Below are 17,567 nucleotides of genomic sequence, written 5' to 3'. Positions count from 1 at the left end.
GCCCTTACCCGGGCCCCACGCGCCGGTTCCGCACCACCCCCGTCATGCACGCGCGCCGCCGTGCATGGCCGTCATGCCCGCAAGGAGCCGCACCATGAACCGCACCACCCGGCAATGGCGCCGGACCGCCCTGACCACCACCGTCGCCGCCGCCGTGCTCGCGACCCTCCCCGCCCTTCCGGCCGCCACCCCGGCCTCCGCCACCCCTGCGTCCGGCAAGGCGTCGGTCTGGCTGACCGACCCGTCCACCGGCACCTACCTCTCCAAGCAGTCGCCGGTGACCTGGAAGGCCGGCTCGGCATCCACGAGCACCAAGACCATCACGGTCGACACCACCCGCAAGTACCAGCAGATGACCGGCTTCGGGGCCTCCTTCACCGACTCCTCCGCCTGGCTGGTCGGCACCAAGCTCACCACCAAGCAGCGCAACGCCCTGATGCGCGACTTGTTCAGCCGCAGCGACGGCATCGGCCTGAGCTTCCTGCGCCAGCCCATGGGCGCCACCGACTTCACGGTCAACGGCAACTACTCCTACGACGACATGCCGACCGGCGGGAGCGACCCCACGCTCGCCAACTTCTCCATCGACCACGACCGGTCGTACACCATCCCGCTGCTGAAGCAGGCCCAGAAGCTCAACCCGCAGCTGACCGTCATGGCCACCCCGTGGAGCCCGCCCGGGTGGATGAAGACCGGTGACACGATGAACGGCGGCCAGATCAAGCCCGCCGCCTACCAGCAACTCGCCGACTACTTCGCGAGGTTCCTCAAGGCGTACAAGGCGGCCGGCGTCCCGGTCCGCTACGTCACCCCGCAGAACGAGCCGCTGAACAACACCTCCGCCTACCCGAGCACGAGCCTGACGGCGGACCAGGCCAAAACCTTCATCAACGACTACCTGGCCCCGACCCTGCGCAAGCAGCACCTGTCGACCGGCATCCTGGGCTACGACCACAACTGGGACGTCACCAGCTACCCCGAGTCCCTGTACACCGACGCGGCGAGCGCCAAGAACGTCGCCGGAACGGCCTGGCACTGCTATGCCGGCGACGTCTCGGCGCAGAGCGTCGTCCACAACGACTACCCGAACAAGCCCGCCTTCCAGAGCGAGTGCTCCGGCGGCAGCTGGGAGGGCACTGACGCGGGCGCCACCTTCGCCGGCACCATGGACAACATCATCAACGGCCCGCGGAACTGGGCCCAGAGCATCATCCGCTGGAACATCACCCTCGACGGCTCCAGCGGCCCCACCAACAACGGCTGCCAGGGCTGCCGCCCGGTGGTGACCGTCTCCCAGAACGCCGATGGCACCTACTCGTACAAGCCGACGGCCGACTACTGGGGCCTCGCCCAGGCCAGCAAGTTCGTCCAGCCCGGCGCTCGCCGGGTCGCCTCCAACTCCTTCGGCAAGGGGGACCTCGAGGACGTCGCGTTCACCAACCCCGACGGTTCCACCGCGCTGATCGCCTACAACTCCAGCACCGCGGAGCGCACCTTCACCGTCCGCTGGGGCGACCGCGCCTTCACCTACACGCTCGCCGCGGGAGCAGCCGCCACCTTCACCTGGAACGGCACCCAGCGTGGCAGCGCCGCGCCGTCCGCCATCGGCTCGGTCGACATCCCCTTCCGCAACCCCGACGGCAGCCAGGCCCTGATCACCTACGACAGCAGCCTGCTCGCTCAGCAGCCCCAGGTCCGCATCGGCAACCAGTGGCTCGGCTACACCCTTCCCACCGGCGCCTCGCTCACCCCGCCCACCGGTGAAGTGGGCCTGTCCCGCGACGGCTGGCAGGCGACAGCCTCCGCGAGCAGCTCGGACGACCCGCCGTCCAAGGCAATCGACGGCGACGCGTCCACCCGCTGGAGCCTGGGCCACGGCATGCAGCCCGGCGACTGGTTCCAGGTCGACCTCGGCTCCACCCAGACCTTCGACCAGGTCGTCCTGGACACCACCGCCTCGTCCGGCGACTACGTCCGCCAGTACGAAGTGTCCACGTCCGACGACGGCACCACGTGGAGCAAGCCGATCGCGACTGGGGCGGGCAGCACCGTGGCCCGGATCCTGCTGCCCACCACCACCGCCCGCTACATCCGGGTGACCAACGAGGCCGGCTCGGGCAGCTGGTGGTCGATCCACGACCTGTCCGTGCTCGCTCCCGACGGCAAGGCCACCACATCAAGTGCCAGCAGCGGCAAGGGCGTTCAGCGCAAGAGCGCGGCACTGCCCGACGGCACCCGGCTGACAGCCGTCTACAACTCTGGTGGCAGCACCGCCACGTTCGACGTCCCGTTGGGCGACACGACGTACAGCTACCGCCTGCCCGCCGGTGCCGCAGCGATCTTCACCACGCGTTCGGCCTGAACCCGAACCTCACCACCCCCCACAACTCCCCCTCGTGGTCTGGGTCATACACCGCGACGCCGCTCTACGAGCCGCATCGGCAGGCCGTCGTGACCCAGCCACGCGTACCACCCCGAGGAGGTGGCGTTTCGATGAAGGAAAATGAATACGGCGAGGCCGTAGGCGACATAGGAATGAGGCTCGGTACCTCGCGCCGCAGGTCGGCCTGGGCTCGTTTCACGGGCGCGGCGACATCCGTCGTGTCAGCGGTATCCGTGGTGATCGGCCCGGGTGACCGTGCCAGAGCCGGCGCCCCCGTCCACTCGCGGACCGCACAGTCCACGGTCCCGTCGGCGACCGTCCGGCCAGGTGCCCGCGCACGCACCCCCAGGAGGACAGCGTCGATCGGGCTGGCCCTGGCCGGCCTGCTCCTGGGCACGGCAGCCGTGCCCGCCTCGTCCACCCCCGAACCGGGTAAGGCCGGCGGCGACGACGGCTGGGTGCTGAGCACGACCGACACCTCGAAGAACTACGCTCCGACGTTCGTCGGCAACGGCTACCTCGCCGCGCGGGTGCCCGCGGCGGGCCACGGCTACAGCAGCACGCCCATCGTCACCCAGTCCCAGCTGGCCGGCTTCTACGGCGCCCCTTGGGAAGGGGCCGAGGAGCGGGCGAGCCTGCCGAGTTGGACCACGCTCGGCTTCGGCGGCAGTGGCAGCGGCGGTGTCTACGGCATCGGCAGCTGGTCCTGCGAATTCAACCAGCTGTGCCCGGCCGCGTACGGGAAGATCTCCGGCGGCGCGTTCGTCGAGAACTCCCATCCGGGTGGGATCGTGGGCGGCTACCTGGCCGGCCTGAACACCGGTGGGCCGACGGTCGGCGGCACCGGCGTCGTTCCGATCCGTGACGCGCCGGCCGGCAAGGCCACGCTGGCCATCCGGTACTCCAACGGCAGCGGCGACCCGCAGACGATCCACCTCGGCGTCAACGGCTCGCTCCAGCAACTCACCGTGCCCAGCACGGGCAGTTGGGACGACTGGTCGGTGCTGACCGTGCCGGTGACGCTGACGGCGGGTGACAACACACTCGAGATCACCGTCAAGGAGGGTGACACGGCGCGGGTGAACGTCGACTACCTCGCGGCGTATCCGGACGGCTCACAGCCACCCACGGAGATCGCCCCCAGGACGGTCGGCACCACCAGCAAGTACCGGCAGTCGCTGGACCTGCGCACCGGCGTGCTGAGCACGTCGTTCGACTGGACCTCGCCCGCAGGCGACACGACCAGCTTCGCCTACGAGGTCAACGCCAACCGCGCGGAGGGCCATCTGGGCACGGTGAACGTGCGCGCCGTACCGCACTGGAGCGGAACGGCCACCGTCGTGGACGAGTTCGACGGCCGGGGCCTGCACCGCGCCTCCACCACCGACCCGCACGTGGACGGCAAGGCCGCGGCCCTCTCACAGACCGTCGTCACCGACGGAAAGCTCGCCACCGCCGGGCTCAACTCGGTACTGCGCGTCAACGACAAGGCCGTGCCGACCAAGGCGATGGACGTACCCGACGGCAGCGCCGCACAGAGCGCCGTGTTCCCGGTCCGCGCCGGTCAGACGTACCGGATCACCAAGTACGTGGGCATCGCTTCCAGCGTCGACACCGATCGATCACTCAAGGCCGCGACCCCGCAGCAGGCCGCAGCGAGTACCGCGGCCCGCGCTGCCAAGGCCGGCTACCAGCAGCTGCTCGCCCGCAACAACAATGAATGGTCGCGGCTGTGGCAGTCGAGCATCTCGATCCCCGGTGACAGCGCCATGACCGCGCAGATCCACGCGTCGATGTTCTACCTGCTCGCGAGCATGCGCCCCGGTGTCACCTGGAGCACCAGCCCGGGCGGGCTGTCCTCGGACGGCTACAGCGGTCACGTGTTCTGGGACATGGAGACCTGGATGTACCCGGCGCTGCTCGCCCAGTACCCCGACATCGCCAACGGGGCGAACACCTACCGGCAGAAGCTGCTGTCCGCGGCTGAGGCGAACGCCGCCAAGCTGTCCACGCCCAGCCAGCCGATCAAGGGCGCCAAGTTCGCCTGGGAGAGCGCGCTGACCGGCAAGGAGACCGCCCCCGACCCCTGGGGCACGTACGAGGTCCACATCAACTCCGACATCGCCCTGGCGCAGTGGCAGTACTACCAGGCGAGCGGTGACAAGGCGTGGCTACGGGACAAGGCATGGCCGGTGCTGAAGGGCATCGCCGACTACTGGGCCACCCGCGCCGTACCCAACTCGTCCGGCGGCTACGACATCAACGACGTCATGGGGCCGGACGAGTACAACTACCCGGTGGACAACAGCGCGACCACCAACGCCGGAGCGCAGGAGTCACTGCGCATCGCGATCCGCGCCGCGCAACTCGTGGGCCGGACCGCCGACCCGGCGTGGAAGAAGGTCGCCGACGGCCTGAAGATCCCGGTCGACACCAAGAACAACATCCACCCCGAGTTCGACGGCTACGACGGGCGGACCGTCAAGCAGGCCGACGTCACCCTGCTGCAGTACCCGTGGGCTGTGCCGATGTCGCCCAGCCTGGCCCAGAACGACCTCGACTACTACAAGGAGCGCACCGACCCGGGCGGCCCGTCCATGACGGACGCGATCGCCGCCATCAACGGCGCGGCCCTCGGCTCGCCGGGCTGCCAGGTCTACGACTATCTCCGCAACAGCGCGGAGCCGTACCAAGCCGCACCGTTCAACCAGTGGTACGAGACCCGCAACGGCGGAGCGTTCAACTTCACCACCGGCCAGGGCGGCTACCTGCAGGAGTTCCTGTACGGGTTCACGGGGATGCGCTGGGGAACCGACGCGGTCACCATCGACCCGTTCCTGCCGCCGCAGCTGCCGGGGGTGAACATCACCGGGGTGAAGTGGCACGGACGCACCTTCGACGTGACCGTCGGCCAGCAGACCACCAAGTTGACCCTGCGCTCCGGCAAGTCACTCCCGGTACGCGTCGGCAGCGGTGACGTGCGCGAGGTCAAGCCCGGCACACCGCTGAAGGTCCCCACCAGGCACCCGGCGGGCGACGCGACGCAATGCGACTCGTAGACATGGCGAGCGCGGATCCGACCGACGCGCCATCGCCGTAACCGCCGGCCCGGTCTGTAAGTCAGGGCAGACCGGGCCGGCCCGAACCGTCCCCCTCGGCCGGTAGCATCCGGGCTCTCCGGCCGAGGGGGATGCCTAGGGCTCGGTGTCCGACCACGGCGTCCGCGCCGCGAGTGCCCGCCGATCTTCCGCCGCATGAACGACGTCGAACGCGGTGACGGCAGGGCTGCGTTCGACTTTCCCACCGCCGATGCGGTGGTCTGCCTGGTCGGTGGTCGGTGGCCTCGCTCGCGGTTGGGCGGAACTGCCTGCAGGTGAAAAGCCGACCGCTGAGGACCGCTCCCAGTGAGGCATGGGCAGCCATGGGACGGCCTCGACCATCCACCGGCCCCACCCCTCTTCGTTTCCGCCCCCTCTCGTTCCTCACAGCCCTTCAGCAAGGAGCCCCGTCCGTGCGCACCACCAGAACCCTGCGGAGAGCCTGCGCCACCGTCGCCATGGCTTTGCTGGTCGTCAGCTGCGGCCAGAGCGACGACCCCACGAACGCCAACGCCCCGACGAAGAATGCCAGCGACAGCGGTAAGGGCAAGCTGGTCATGTGGTACGTGGGTGACAAGGCCGACAAGGACCTTGAGAGCCTGGCGAAGGAGTTCGAGCAGCAGAACCCCGGCATGACGGTGCAGATCACCACGGTGCCATGGGATGCCGCGCACGAGAAGCTGACCACCGCGATCGCCGGCGGCAACACCCCCGACCTGTCCCTGGTCGACTCCAGCTGGATGACGGAGCTGGCCGCAACGAACGGCCTGCGGGCCACCCCGGCCTCGATCAGGCCGTGGCTGTTCTTCCCGGGATCGTGGGAGACCACGACGTACAAGAACACTTCCTACGGAGTCCCGTTCATCGCCGACACCTCGGTGATCTACTACCGCACCGACATCACGGCGAAGGCCGGCATCAAGGGCGCCCCGGCCAGTGACTGGGCCGGTTACCTGAAAGACCTCAAGACCATCCAGGCCACCGCGGGCAAGCGGAGCCCCAAGCTGCGCCACGCCACCCAGCTGCAAACCGGCTTCAACTCCTGGCTGATCTGGCTACCGATGGTGTGGCAGCAGGGCGGGGACATCTACGACACCACCGCCAGGAAGTTCACCTTCGACTCACCCGCGGTGACCAAGGCGCTGGAGTACTACAGCGAAATCTTTAAGGACGGCCTGTCGCCGAATGACAAGACGGACTCCGGGCAGAACTTTCAGAACGGGCTGATCGGCACCGTGCAGCAGGGCGCCGGCACTGGCGGCAACCTCCACCTCAACGCCCCCACGCTGGACAGCAAGTGGCAGACCATGCCCCTGCCGAAGGGCGAGCAGGCCGCCGGCCTGGCCGCGGGGAGCGACCTCGCGGTCTTCAAGGACGCCCGGAACCCGGACGCAGCGTGGCAGTTCGTCAGGTACCTGATCGATGTCGACAACATCGCCGCGTATGCAGACGCCTCCGGCAACCTGCCCGCCGTAGCCAACGCCTGGTACGAGGCGAAGCTGGGCGACGACTCCAAGTTGGCACCCTTCCAAACCCAGCTGCAGGCCACCAGCGCCCCGCCGGCCATCACCACCTGGCAGCAGATCGCCGACACGATCGACAGCGAACTGGAGAAGCTCGCCCACGGCAAGGCCACAGTCGCCCAAACGCAGCAGACCCTCCAAGCCAAGGCAACCACCATTGGCCCCGGCCGCTGAACCCGCAGCGTGTGTATCCCCCGTACGGACGGACAACAACCCGCGGGCAGACCGGTCGGGCCCGAACCGTCCACCTCGGCCGCTGATTGCCTTTACGCCGCGCCGAGGCGAAGCCTCCGGGCGCTGGAACGGAAATCCGCTGCCTACGAGTGCGAGCCCCTTCCCTGAGTTGGCGCAACCGGCTCCGCGCACGCTGCGCCTGTCCATCCTGGTTGCGTTCGGGACGCGTTCGGGACGCAAGGATAGGAACAGACCGGCAAAGACCGAGGGATGCCGACACGGCCTGACCGCCCTGACCAGGGAAACGTCATGGATGAGCATTGATCGACAAGGGTCGCCAAGACCCTCAAAGGACTCATAATCCGTCGGCCGTGGGTTCGAGTCCCACCCGCCCCACCATGCAGGCTCCTGACCTGCGGAAACGTTCCTTGCGGGGTGCCGGATGTCAACTCCGGTTCCGGGGACCGGAATCCGCTGCTCGCGGCTTGGGGGTATCGCGTCACGCGCGCTGCTCGGTGCGATGCTGGCCTCTTTGACCTGCGGCGACGTAAGCGATCAAAGTTGTCATGGCCGCCGAGATGGTTGTTGTCGGGTTCGAAAGCAAGATCGAGGGGCCACACAGGGGCCAGAGCGGCGCTGACGTCCGCGGTACGGTCGGCCAGGTGACGGCAGCTCGCGAGGGCTGTGCCGAGCGACCGGGCGGCGAGAGAGCCCTGTTCCACGAGATCAGTACGGAGTCGGCGCCGGCACCTGCACCGTCACGCTATTCCACGGCGCCCGCCTTCGTCCCACGCTGCTCTACTCCACCACGCCCGACGTCACCACGGCCCGGGGCGCCGCCGACGAGCAGCTCACCGTCTCCCTGCCCCGCTCCGGCACGACGGCCGTGCTCCTCCGCCTCGGCGCGGCGCCCTCGGCAGAGGGCCGTGAGGTGTGACGAGGCGGGCGTGACTCCGGCTCGTCACATGGAGCGGGCCTGGCTGGAGGCGGGCACGCGGCAGCGGGTGACCAGCGACGAAAGCCAGGAGTCCGTCGCGCGGCGGGCCGGCTCCGGTGCTCCGCAGACAAGGCGGCGGCATATCTCGGTGCGCCCTCGGTTTCTCGTCGGGCGGCTGCCGCGGTCGGCTCTGTCCCTTCGGTGGAGCCTCCGAGCGGAGGAAGGTGATCCGCTGCATGAAGGTTCCGGCCCCTTCGCCGAGCTCGGCGACTGCCGGGTGCTGCCGGTGTGCCCCTCACGGATGCTCAGGGACCAGGCAGGAACCACGGGGGCCGGAACCAACCGACAAGGACCCGTGCCGGCCACCGTCTCCTTGCGTGACCCGGCATCAAGTGAAGCGCGGTCCGCGGCATGAGACACCGCGACGAAGCGACCTCTCGGGGGCAGCCGGTTGGCGTCGCCTCGGTCCGTGGGTCGCGCCGGCCCCGGGAGCCGGCGGGGAAGCCGCCGTACACCACCCTGTCAGTCCTGACCGCGCAGCCGTCTCTGTATCCGGTCCCTGGCGTCGAGGAGGGCCGGGACGAGTTCGGCGGCCTGTGCCTGCGTGCCGAGCCGGTGCAGCGGGGCGCCGGCGGTGATCGCCGCGATGGGGTAGCCGGAGGCGGAGAGAAGCGCGACGCCCACTCCGCCGACGCTCGGATCGCTGTCTCCCAGATTGACGGCCCAGCCTCGCTCGCGGATGTGCCACAGGTCCTCCATCAGCGCGGGCCACTGTTTGGGAGGGTGGCCGTCCACCGCCTCCAGCTCCTGTGTCGGGTAGCGCCTGAGCAGCTCTTCCGGCGGCAGCGCCGCGAGCATCGCCTTCCCCCCGGAGGTGCAGTGCGCGGGCAGTACGAGCCCGAGCCGGGAGCCGACGCGGACCGAGTGGCTGCCCTCCAGTGATTCGGCGAACCGCACCTGGGCTCCTTCGAGGAGCAGCAGGTTGGTCGTCTCGCCGCAGTCGGCCGCCAGCCGCTCCAGCACCGGCCGGGCCGCGTCCCTGAGGTCGACCGTGATGGTCGTGGCGAGGGCGAGTTCCTGCACCGCCGGCCCGGGGGAGTAGGACCCGCCGGGCCGGTCCTGGGCCGCGAACCCGACGTGCTTGCAGGTGGCGAGCAGCCGGTGGGCGGTGGAGGGGGCGACCCCCAGTTCGGTGGCCGCCTCGCTGAGTGTGATGGAACCGCGCTGGGCCACCAACAGGACTAGACGCAGCGCCTGTTCGGCGGACTGCAGGACCTGGGGGCCTGCCGAGGCTGTTTTCCGCATGTAAGAAGTCTAGCCGGAAGATATTGCACAGAGAGAAAAGGGGTCGTACCTTCCGTGCAGTCGGAGCACCGTGTGCTGGTTGCTCCGTTTCTCCGCATTCGTCGAAGGCGTCGAAGGGATGGTCAGCGATGGGGCTGCTCGATGAGGCATCGTGGGCGGGCAGGATCAAGCTGCTCGACTGGACCGACGGCCGCGCCGGTACGAAGGCGGTGACGGAGCCCGCCACCGGTGCTGAGCTGGGCCGAGTGGGCATGGCCGCACCCGAGGACGTCGCCGACGCGGTGGAGACCGGTGCGCGCGCCCAGCGGGAGTGGGCGCGGCTGCCCTACACCGAGCGGGCGGCGGTGCTGCGGCGGGCCGGTGAGCTGTTCGAGCAGACCGCCGAGGAGGTCGGCGACTGGATCGTCCGCGAGACCGGCTCCATACCCGGCAAGGCCGCCTTCGAGACCCACACCGCCGCCCAGGAGTGCTTCGAGGCCGCCGCCCTGGCCTCGTACCCGTACGGGCAGCTGCTGCGCTCGGCCCAGCCCCGGCTCAGCCTCGCCCGGCGACTGCCGGTCGGCGTGGTGGGGATGATCTCCCCGTTCAACGTGCCGATCGTGCTGGCCATCCGGGCGGTCGCCCCGGCGCTGGCGCTGGGCAACGCGGTGGTGCTCAAGCCGGACCCGCGCACTGCCGTGTCGGGAGGCGTGGTGCTGGCCCGGATCTTCGAGGAGGCGGGGCTGCCGGCCGGAGTGCTGACCGTGCTGCCCGGCGGTGCGGACGTCGGCGAGGCCCTGGTCACCCACCCGCGTGTCCCCGTCATCGCCTTCACCGGCTCCACCCGCGGGGGACGGGCCGTCGCCCGCGCCGCCGCCGAGCACCTCAAGCGGGTCCACCTGGAACTGGGCGGCAACTCCGCGATGATCGTGCTCGACGACGTGGACATCGACCGCGCGGCCTCCGTCGGCGCCTGGGGCTCCTTCTTCCACCAGGGCCAGGTGTGCATGGCCACCGCCCGCCACCTGGTGCACGAGTCGGTCGCCGACGCGTACGCCGAGGCGCTCGCCGCCCGCGCGGAGAAGGTGCCGGTCGGCGACCCCGCGAGCGGAACCGTCCTGATGGGCCCGGTCATCGACACCGTGCAGCGCGACGCCATCCACGCCGCCGTCACCGAGACCGTCGACGCGGGCGCGCGGCTGCGCGCCGGAGGCACCTACGACGGACTGTTCTACCGCCCCACCGTCCTGGACGCCGTACCGCTGGACTCGCCCGCCTACGCCACCGAGGTGTTCGGTCCGGTCGCCCCCGTGGTCACCTTCTCCTCCCTCGACGAGGCCGCCGAACTCGCCCTCGGCACCGAGTACGGCCTGTCGCTGGGGATCCTGACCCGTGACGTCACCAAGGGGCTGGAGCTCGCCGAGCGCATCCCCACCGGGCTGGTCCACATCAACGACCAGACCATCAACGACGAAGCGGTGGTGCCCTTCGGCGGCCTCGGAGCCTCCGGCACCGGCTCCCGGCACGGTGGCCACGAAGCCAACCTCGAAGCCTTCACCGAGACCCAGTGGGTGACGGTGCGCGGCGACCTCCCGTCCTACCCCTTCTAGACGCGAGGCGGCACACCCTCATGCCCACCAGGTTCCCCGACATTCCGCAGCTCAGCGGCTTCAACGCCCCCCTGCGCGTCGAGGCCGACATCTACGACCTCGAAGTCAGCCAGGGCGAGATCCCGCCCCAACTGGACGGCACCTACTACCGGATCGTCTGCGACCGTCAGTTCCCGTCCTTCGTCCAGGGCGACATCCCGTTCAACGCCGACGGCATGGCGACGTCCTTCCGTTTCAAGGACGGCCACGTCGACTACAAGAGCCGTTACGTCCGTACCCCCCGCTTCAACGCCGAACGCGCCGCGCGGCGCGCCCTGTTCGGCGCATACCGCAACCCTTTCACCGACGACCCGTCGGTCACCGGCATGGTCCGCGGCGTGGCCAACACCAACCTGTACTGGCACGCCGGGAAACTGCTGGCCCTGAAGGAGGACAGCCCGCCGATCCGCATCGACCCCGACACACTCGAGACCATCGGCGAGTACACCTACGACGGCGCACTGACCGGCCAGACCTTCACCGCCCACCCCAAACTCGACCCGCGCACCGGGGAGATGGTGTGCTTCGGTTTCGCCGCCAAAGGCGAGACCACCCCGGACATCGTGTACTACGAGATGGACCGCGACGGCCGCGTCATCCACGAGACGTGGTTCCAGGCCCCGTACTCCTCCATGGTCCACGACTTCGCCGTCACACAGAACTTCGTCGTCTTCCCCGTCATCCCGCTCACCAGCGACATGGAACGCCTCAAGGCCGGACAGCCGCACTTCGGCTGGGACCCGGACAAGGACGTTTTCCTCGGGGTCCTGCCCCGCAAGGGCAGCGGACGGCAGGTGCGCTGGTACCGGGGTTCCAACCGGTTCGCGAGCCACATCATGGGCGCCTACGACGACGGCCGGTACCTCCACATCGACACGCCCGTCGCCCAGTCCAACTACTTCCCGTGGTTCCCCGACCTGTCCGGCGCCCCCTATGACCCGGAACGCGCCAAGGGCCACCTGTCCCGGTGGACCATCGACACTGACGCGGACCCCGGTGCGGGCGGCCACGGCACGGACGGCGGCGACGACTTCACCGAGATCCGGCTGACCGACTGCTCCGGCGAGTTCCCGCGCATGGACGACCGCTACGAGACCCTGCCCTACCACTGGGGTGTCCTGGCCCTGAACCACGTACCGGACGACGAACGCCCCGGCATGGGATTCCGCTGGCTCGGCGCCGTCGACCTGGACCGCAGGCGCACCACCACCCGCTGGGCGGGACCCGAGTCCTGCTTCTACGAACCGCTTTTCGTGCCCGCGCGGCCCGACGCGGCCGAGGGCGAGGGCTATGTCATGGCGATCGTCGGCCGGTACGCGGAGATGCGCAGCGACCTGCTCATCCTCGACGCCCAGCGGCTGGACGCGCCGCCCGTCGCGACCGTGAAACTGCCCATCCGCCTTCCGTACGGCCTGCACGGCAACTGGCTCGACGCCTCCGAGCTCGCCCAGCGCGCCGACTGACCCACCTCAAGGAGTCCCCTCGTGACCAGCACCCTCCCCGAGACCTCGGGAACACCGAAGACATCGGGAAACCCGGAGACCTCGGCCCTGGCGGCGACGGTCCAAAGCCTGGCCCGCCGCGTCGACGCCCTGGAATCCACCCTCGCCATCCGCAACCTCCAGCACGCCTACGGCTACTACCTCGACAAGACCCTCTACAGCGAGGTCGTGGAACTGTTCGCCGAGGACTGCACGGTGATCTTCATGAACGCCGTCTACCGCGGCAAGGCGGGCGCCCGCCGTCTCTACACAGGACGCTTCCGCTCCCTGTTCACCGACGGCCGCAACGGCCCCATGCCGGGCTTCCTCCTCGACCATCCGCAGATGCAGGACGTCGTCCACATCGACGACGACGGCAACCACGCACACGGCCGTTTCCGCACCCTCATGCAGGCCGGCGTCCACGACAGCGTCGAGGACCCGCGCAAGGGGCGGGGCCGGGCCAAGCAGTGGTGGGAAGGCGGCATGTACGAGAACGAGTACGTGCGCGAGGACGGCGTCTGGAAGATCCGCACCCTCAACTACCGGCCGCTGTGGCACGGCACCTTCGAGGACGGCTGGGCCCACACCCCGCCCCACTTCGTCCCCTCTCCCAACTCCCTCTACCCTGCGGACGAGTTCGGCGCCGACGAGATCCTCCAGGACGAGACCCGCGAACTGTGGCCCAACACAGCGGTCATGGACTTCCACTATCCGCACCCCGTCACCGGCGAACCGTGGAAGAGCTCATGACGACCAGACCGGACCAGGCCCCCGTTGCCCCCGTGCTGGTCGGCGGCGAGGAACTGCCCACCCCGACGGCGCCCGTCGTCAACCCGGCCCGCACCGATGAGGTGGTCGGCGAGCATGCCCTCGGTGGCGAGAAGGAGGTCGACGCCGCGGTCCGCGCGGCCGTCGACGCCTTCCCCGCATGGGCGGACCTGCCCGCCGCCGAGCGCGCTGCGGCCATGCTCCGCGCCGCGGACGCGCTGGACGGAATACGTGAGGACCAAGCCCGCCTGATCACGCGTGAGGTCGGCAAGGTGCTGGGCGAGTCCCGTGCCGACGCCGGCGGTGCGGCGGCGCTGCTGCGGTACTTCGCCTCCCTCGCCGACGAGGTCGACCGAGAGGAACCCGCCCCCGTGACCTTCGGCCGGGGCTGGATACGGCACATCCCGATGGGTCCCGTCGCGGTCATCTCACCGTGGAACACCCCGGTCCTCCTCACCTTCATGGCGCTCGGCCCGGCCCTGATCGCCGGGAACACCGTCGTCGTCAAACCGCCCGAGATCGCCCCGCTGGCACTGTCCCGCGCGCTGGCCGTCCTCGCCGCCGAACTCCCGCCCGGTGTCGTCGGCAGCGTCCCCGGTCTCGGCGACGCCGCGGGGGCGGCACTCACCGCCCACCCACTGGTCCGCAGAATCCTGTTCACCGGCAGCATCGCCACCGGACGGCAGGTGATGCGGTCCGCCGCCGCCACCGTCAAGAGCGTCGGAATGGAACTCGGCGGCAACGACGCCGCGCTGATCCTGGAGTCGGCCCGCATCGACGAGGCCCTGGCCAGGGAGTTCGTCGCTGGTGTCTTCGCCGCCTCCGGGCAGGTCTGCTACAACGTCAAACGCGTCTACGTACACCGCTCCCTGCACGACGAGTTCGTCGAGGCGTTCACCGACGTCGCCGCGCAGCTCACTGTCGGCGATGGCCTCGACCCGCACACCGCGATGGGTCCACTCACCACCCGCGAGGGCTGGGAACGCACCGAACGGCTGCGGGCAGACAGCGCTGCCCGCGGAGCCAAGGTCACCACGGTGGGGATCAAGCGCGACCCGGCGAGCTGGGGCGGCGGCCATTTCCAGCGGCCCACCGTCGTCACGGGTATCGACCCGCACGCCGAGCTGGTCACCGACGAGCAGTTCGGGCCGATCATCCCTGTCCTCGCCTTCGACGACGAGGACGAGGCCCTCCGCCAGGCCAACGACACCGAGTACGGCCTCGCGGGATCCGTCTGGTCCGCCGACCCCGACCACGCCCTGCGGGTGGCCCGGCGGCTGGAGGCAGGTACGGCCTTCGTCAACGTCCACCGGGTCGGCGCCTCCCCGATGAGCGTCCCCTTCGGCGGCGTCAAGCAGTCCGGGATCGGCCGCACCCACGGCATCGACTCCGTACGCGCCTGCATGGAACCCCAGGCTGTCGTGTGCGCCGACGACCACGGCTCGTTGCCCGGCCTCGGTCACTTCGCCGGACTTCGGCTTCGGCGACAGCCGTAGTCAGTTCCGCTCGCACAACCGGGGCGGGGCTTCTCCCAACGCTCTCTTCACATGCATCGACGACTGCGTCATGCCGTCATGCCCTGAAAGGAACCGCATGACCGACCAGGGATACCTCCGGATCGCCACCGAGGAGGCGTTCGCACCGCCGGAACTCATCACCCGCTGGCGCGCCATGCTCGCCGAAGGCTCCTCGGGCGACCCCGGCTTCGACAGCCTCTGGGGCTTCTACATGGGTGACAGCCCACGTGCCCGGCAGATCGTCGAGCGGCTGCAGGACCTGGGCGAACGTCGCATCGCCGACATGGACGCTACCGGCATCGACCGCCAGATCATCGCCCTCACCTCCCCGGGCACACAGATCTTCGACCCCGCCGAAGGCACCGCCATCGCCGCTGCGGCCAACGACGTCCTCGCCGACGCCTGCCGCCGCCACCCCGACCGGTTCACCGGCCTGACCGCCATCGCCCCGCAGGACCCCGAGCGGGCCGCCGAGGAGATCGAACGCGGCGTGAACCGCCTCGGATTCCGGGGCGTGATCATCAATTCCCACACCCGCGGCGAGTACCTGGACGACAAGAAGTTCTGGCCCGTCCTGGAAGCCGCCGAAGCCCTCGGTACGCCGATCTACCTGCACCCCAACACGCCCTCGCCGCGCATGATCGAGCCGATGCGGGAAGCCGGCCTGGACGGCGCCGTGTTCGGTTTCGCAGTGGAAACCGGACTGCACCTGCTCCGCATGATCACTTCCGGGGTGTTCGACCGGTTCCCCCGGCTGCGGGTCGTCGTCGGCCACCTGGGCGAGGCGCTGCCGTTCTGGTCGTACCGCATCGACTTCATGCACACCGCCAGCCTGCGCTCCGGACGTTTCCCTCACCTGTCCGCCCTGGAACTCACCCCCGGCGAATACCTGCGCCGCAACATCTGGGTCACCACGTCGGGCATGGCCTGGGAACCCGCCATCCTCTTCACTCGCCAGGTACTCGGTGACGACCGGGTTCTGTACGCGATGGACTACCCGTACCAGAGCGCGCCCGCCGAGGTGAGCGTGCACGACCGGCTCCCGATCGACGCCGCCGCCCTGCGGGCCCTGTACCAGACCAACGCCGAGAAGGTCTTCGGTCTGCCGCCCTCGTCCTGAGGCTCCTGAGGCTCTCACTTCCTCCCGAGGTACCCCATGCACGCCATCCCCTTGGCCCCGCCATGCTCGAAATAAGAGACATCCATGTCCGCTTCGGCGGCCTGACCGCACTCGACGGGGTGTCCTTCGACGTACCCGACGGAGCCGTCTGCGGCCTCATCGGCCCCAACGGCGCGGGAAAGACGACGCTGTTCAACGTGATCAGCCGCGTGTACCCGGCCGCCTCCGGCCAGGCCCGCCTGGACGGACAGGACCTGCTCGCCCTGCCCGGCCACCGGATAGCCCGGGCCGGCGTCGCCAGGACCTTCCAGAACGTCGCCCTCTTCCCCGGGCTGTCCGTACTGGACAACGTGCTCACCGGCGCCCACTCCCGATCCGGGGGCAGCTGGCCGGCCGCGGCCCTGCGGTGGCGTACGGCCGTCACGGGCCGTGCCGAGCGGGCCCGCGCCATGGACATCCTGCGCCTGCTGGACCTGGACCACCTCGCGCTCGCCCCGGTCGAGGGCCTGCCCTTCGGCACCCGCAAACGCGTCGAACTGGCCCGCGCCGTCGCCGCCGGACCCCGGCTGCTGCTCCTGGACGAGCCCGCCAACGGCCTCACCCACGAGGAGGTCGACGCCCTCGGCGGCACCATCAGGGCCTTGCGCGACCACTTCCAGCTCTCCGTGCTTCTGGTCGAGCACCACATGCGGCTGGTGATGGACACCAGCGACAAGGTCGTGGTCCTGGACTTCGGCCGCCTGATCGCCGACGGCACCCCCGACGAGGTCCGCCAGGCCCCCGCCGTGATCGACGCCTACCTGGGAGGTGCCGCATGACCGCCCCCTCACCCACAGGGGCCCGCCTCGAAGTCTCCGGGCTGCACGCCTCGTACGGACCCGGCGAAGTGCTGCACGGCCTGGACTTCCACGTCGAGGCGGGCGAGGCGGTCGTGCTCCTCGGGGCCAACGGCGCCGGGAAGACCACCACCTTGCGGGCGCTGAGCGGCATGGTCCGCACCCGGGGCTCGGCCGTTCTCGACGGACAACGCCTCCTCGGCCGGCCCGTGGACCACACCGTACGACTCGGCGTCGCCCACGTCCCGCAGGGCCGGGGCGTCTTCGGCGAACTGACCGTTGAGGAGAACCTGCGGGCGGGCGCCTACCTGCGCCGGGACCGCCCCAGTGTGGAAACCGACCTCGCTCACTGGTACGAGGTCTTCCCCCGCCTCGCCGAACGCCGCGCTCAGCAGGCGGGCGGCATGAGCGGCGGAGAACAGCAGATGCTCGCCGTCGCCCGCGCCCTGATGTCCAGGCCCCGGCTGCTGATGCTGGACGAACCGTCGCTCGGCCTGGCGCGCATCATCACCCGGAGGCTGTTCGACCAACTCGGCGAAATCAACCGGGAACAGGGCACCTCCATGCTCATCGTCGAGCAGAACGCCGAACTCGCCCTCGCCTTCGCGCACCGGGCGTACGTCCTCGAATCCGGCCGCCTCGTGCGCACCGGCACCGCCGCCGACGTACGCGCGGACGACGGACTGCGCCGCGCCTACCTCGGCTACTGAGGGGCCGGCAAGGCCACTGCCGCCCGCGAGGGACATCGAGGCCGAGAGCCGCTCGGCCGCCGAACCACCGACCTGCCACCGACT

At 69.8% G+C, this 17,567-nt stretch carries 11 protein-coding genes; 10 read left to right on the top strand and 1 reads right to left on the bottom strand.

Annotated features, from left to right (window positions below):
* Nucleotides 1-94: 94 nt before the first annotated feature.
* The 3 genes from AC067M_RS03515 to AC067M_RS03505 all read left to right on the top strand — a co-directional run bounded on the left by AC067M_RS03515 (nt 95) and on the right by AC067M_RS03505 (nt 7,178).
* Nucleotides 95-2,362 (top strand): discoidin domain-containing protein, encoded by a 2,268-nt coding sequence (locus AC067M_RS03515; protein ID WP_478695274.1) that lies wholly within the window; start codon nt 95-97, stop codon nt 2,360-2,362.
* A 131-nt stretch (nt 2,363-2,493) separates the two neighbouring features.
* Nucleotides 2,494-5,442, top strand: coding sequence for a glycosyl hydrolase family 65 domain-containing protein (locus tag AC067M_RS03510; protein ID WP_478695273.1), 2,949 nt, complete (start codon nt 2,494-2,496; stop codon nt 5,440-5,442).
* A 452-nt stretch (nt 5,443-5,894) separates the two neighbouring features.
* The gene (locus AC067M_RS03505) at nt 5,895-7,178 is read left to right on the top strand and encodes an extracellular solute-binding protein (RefSeq protein WP_478695272.1); all 1,284 of its coding nucleotides are present in this window, start codon (nt 5,895-5,897) and stop codon (nt 7,176-7,178) included.
* A gap of 1,459 nt (nt 7,179-8,637) precedes the next feature.
* On the opposite strand, the gene AC067M_RS03500 is transcribed toward AC067M_RS03505, so the two are convergent.
* Entirely contained in the window at nt 8,638-9,420 is a 783-nt protein-coding gene (locus AC067M_RS03500; protein ID WP_478695271.1) for an IclR family transcriptional regulator, read from the bottom strand.
* A gap of 128 nt (nt 9,421-9,548) precedes the next feature.
* On the opposite strand from AC067M_RS03500, the gene AC067M_RS03495 reads away from it, so the two are divergent.
* The 7 genes from AC067M_RS03495 (at nt 9,549) to AC067M_RS03465 (ending at nt 17,483) form a co-directional block, all read left to right on the top strand.
* Entirely contained in the window at nt 9,549-11,009 is a 1,461-nt protein-coding gene (locus AC067M_RS03495) for a benzaldehyde dehydrogenase (RefSeq protein ID WP_478695270.1), read from the top strand.
* Nucleotides 11,010-11,029: 20 nt separating this feature from the next.
* Nucleotides 11,030-12,511, top strand: coding sequence for a carotenoid oxygenase family protein (locus tag AC067M_RS03490; protein WP_478695269.1), 1,482 nt, complete (start codon nt 11,030-11,032; stop codon nt 12,509-12,511).
* A 21-nt stretch (nt 12,512-12,532) separates the two neighbouring features.
* Entirely contained in the window at nt 12,533-13,282 is a 750-nt protein-coding gene (locus tag AC067M_RS03485) for a nuclear transport factor 2 family protein (protein WP_478695268.1), read from the top strand.
* On the top strand, nt 13,279-14,796 hold the full coding sequence (locus AC067M_RS03480; RefSeq protein ID WP_478695267.1) for an aldehyde dehydrogenase family protein: 1,518 nt from the start codon (nt 13,279-13,281) through the stop codon (nt 14,794-14,796). Before AC067M_RS03485 ends, AC067M_RS03480 begins: the two co-directional genes overlap by 4 nt.
* A 97-nt stretch (nt 14,797-14,893) precedes the next feature.
* On the top strand, nt 14,894-15,937 hold the full coding sequence (locus tag AC067M_RS03475; RefSeq protein WP_478695266.1) for an amidohydrolase family protein: 1,044 nt from the start codon (nt 14,894-14,896) through the stop codon (nt 15,935-15,937).
* A 62-nt stretch (nt 15,938-15,999) separates the two neighbouring features.
* Entirely contained in the window at nt 16,000-16,755 is a 756-nt protein-coding gene (locus tag AC067M_RS03470) for an ABC transporter ATP-binding protein (RefSeq protein WP_478695265.1), read from the top strand.
* The gene (locus AC067M_RS03465; RefSeq protein WP_478695264.1) at nt 16,752-17,483 is read left to right on the top strand and encodes an ABC transporter ATP-binding protein; all 732 of its coding nucleotides are present in this window, start codon (nt 16,752-16,754) and stop codon (nt 17,481-17,483) included. Before AC067M_RS03470 ends, AC067M_RS03465 begins: the two co-directional genes overlap by 4 nt.
* Nucleotides 17,484-17,567 lie beyond the last annotated feature (84 nt).

This window comes from Streptomyces sp. NPDC043427 (genome assembly GCF_056436655.1).
The sequence above is the reverse complement of the archived record's forward strand: the minus strand, read 5'-3'. Positions and strand labels throughout refer to the sequence as shown.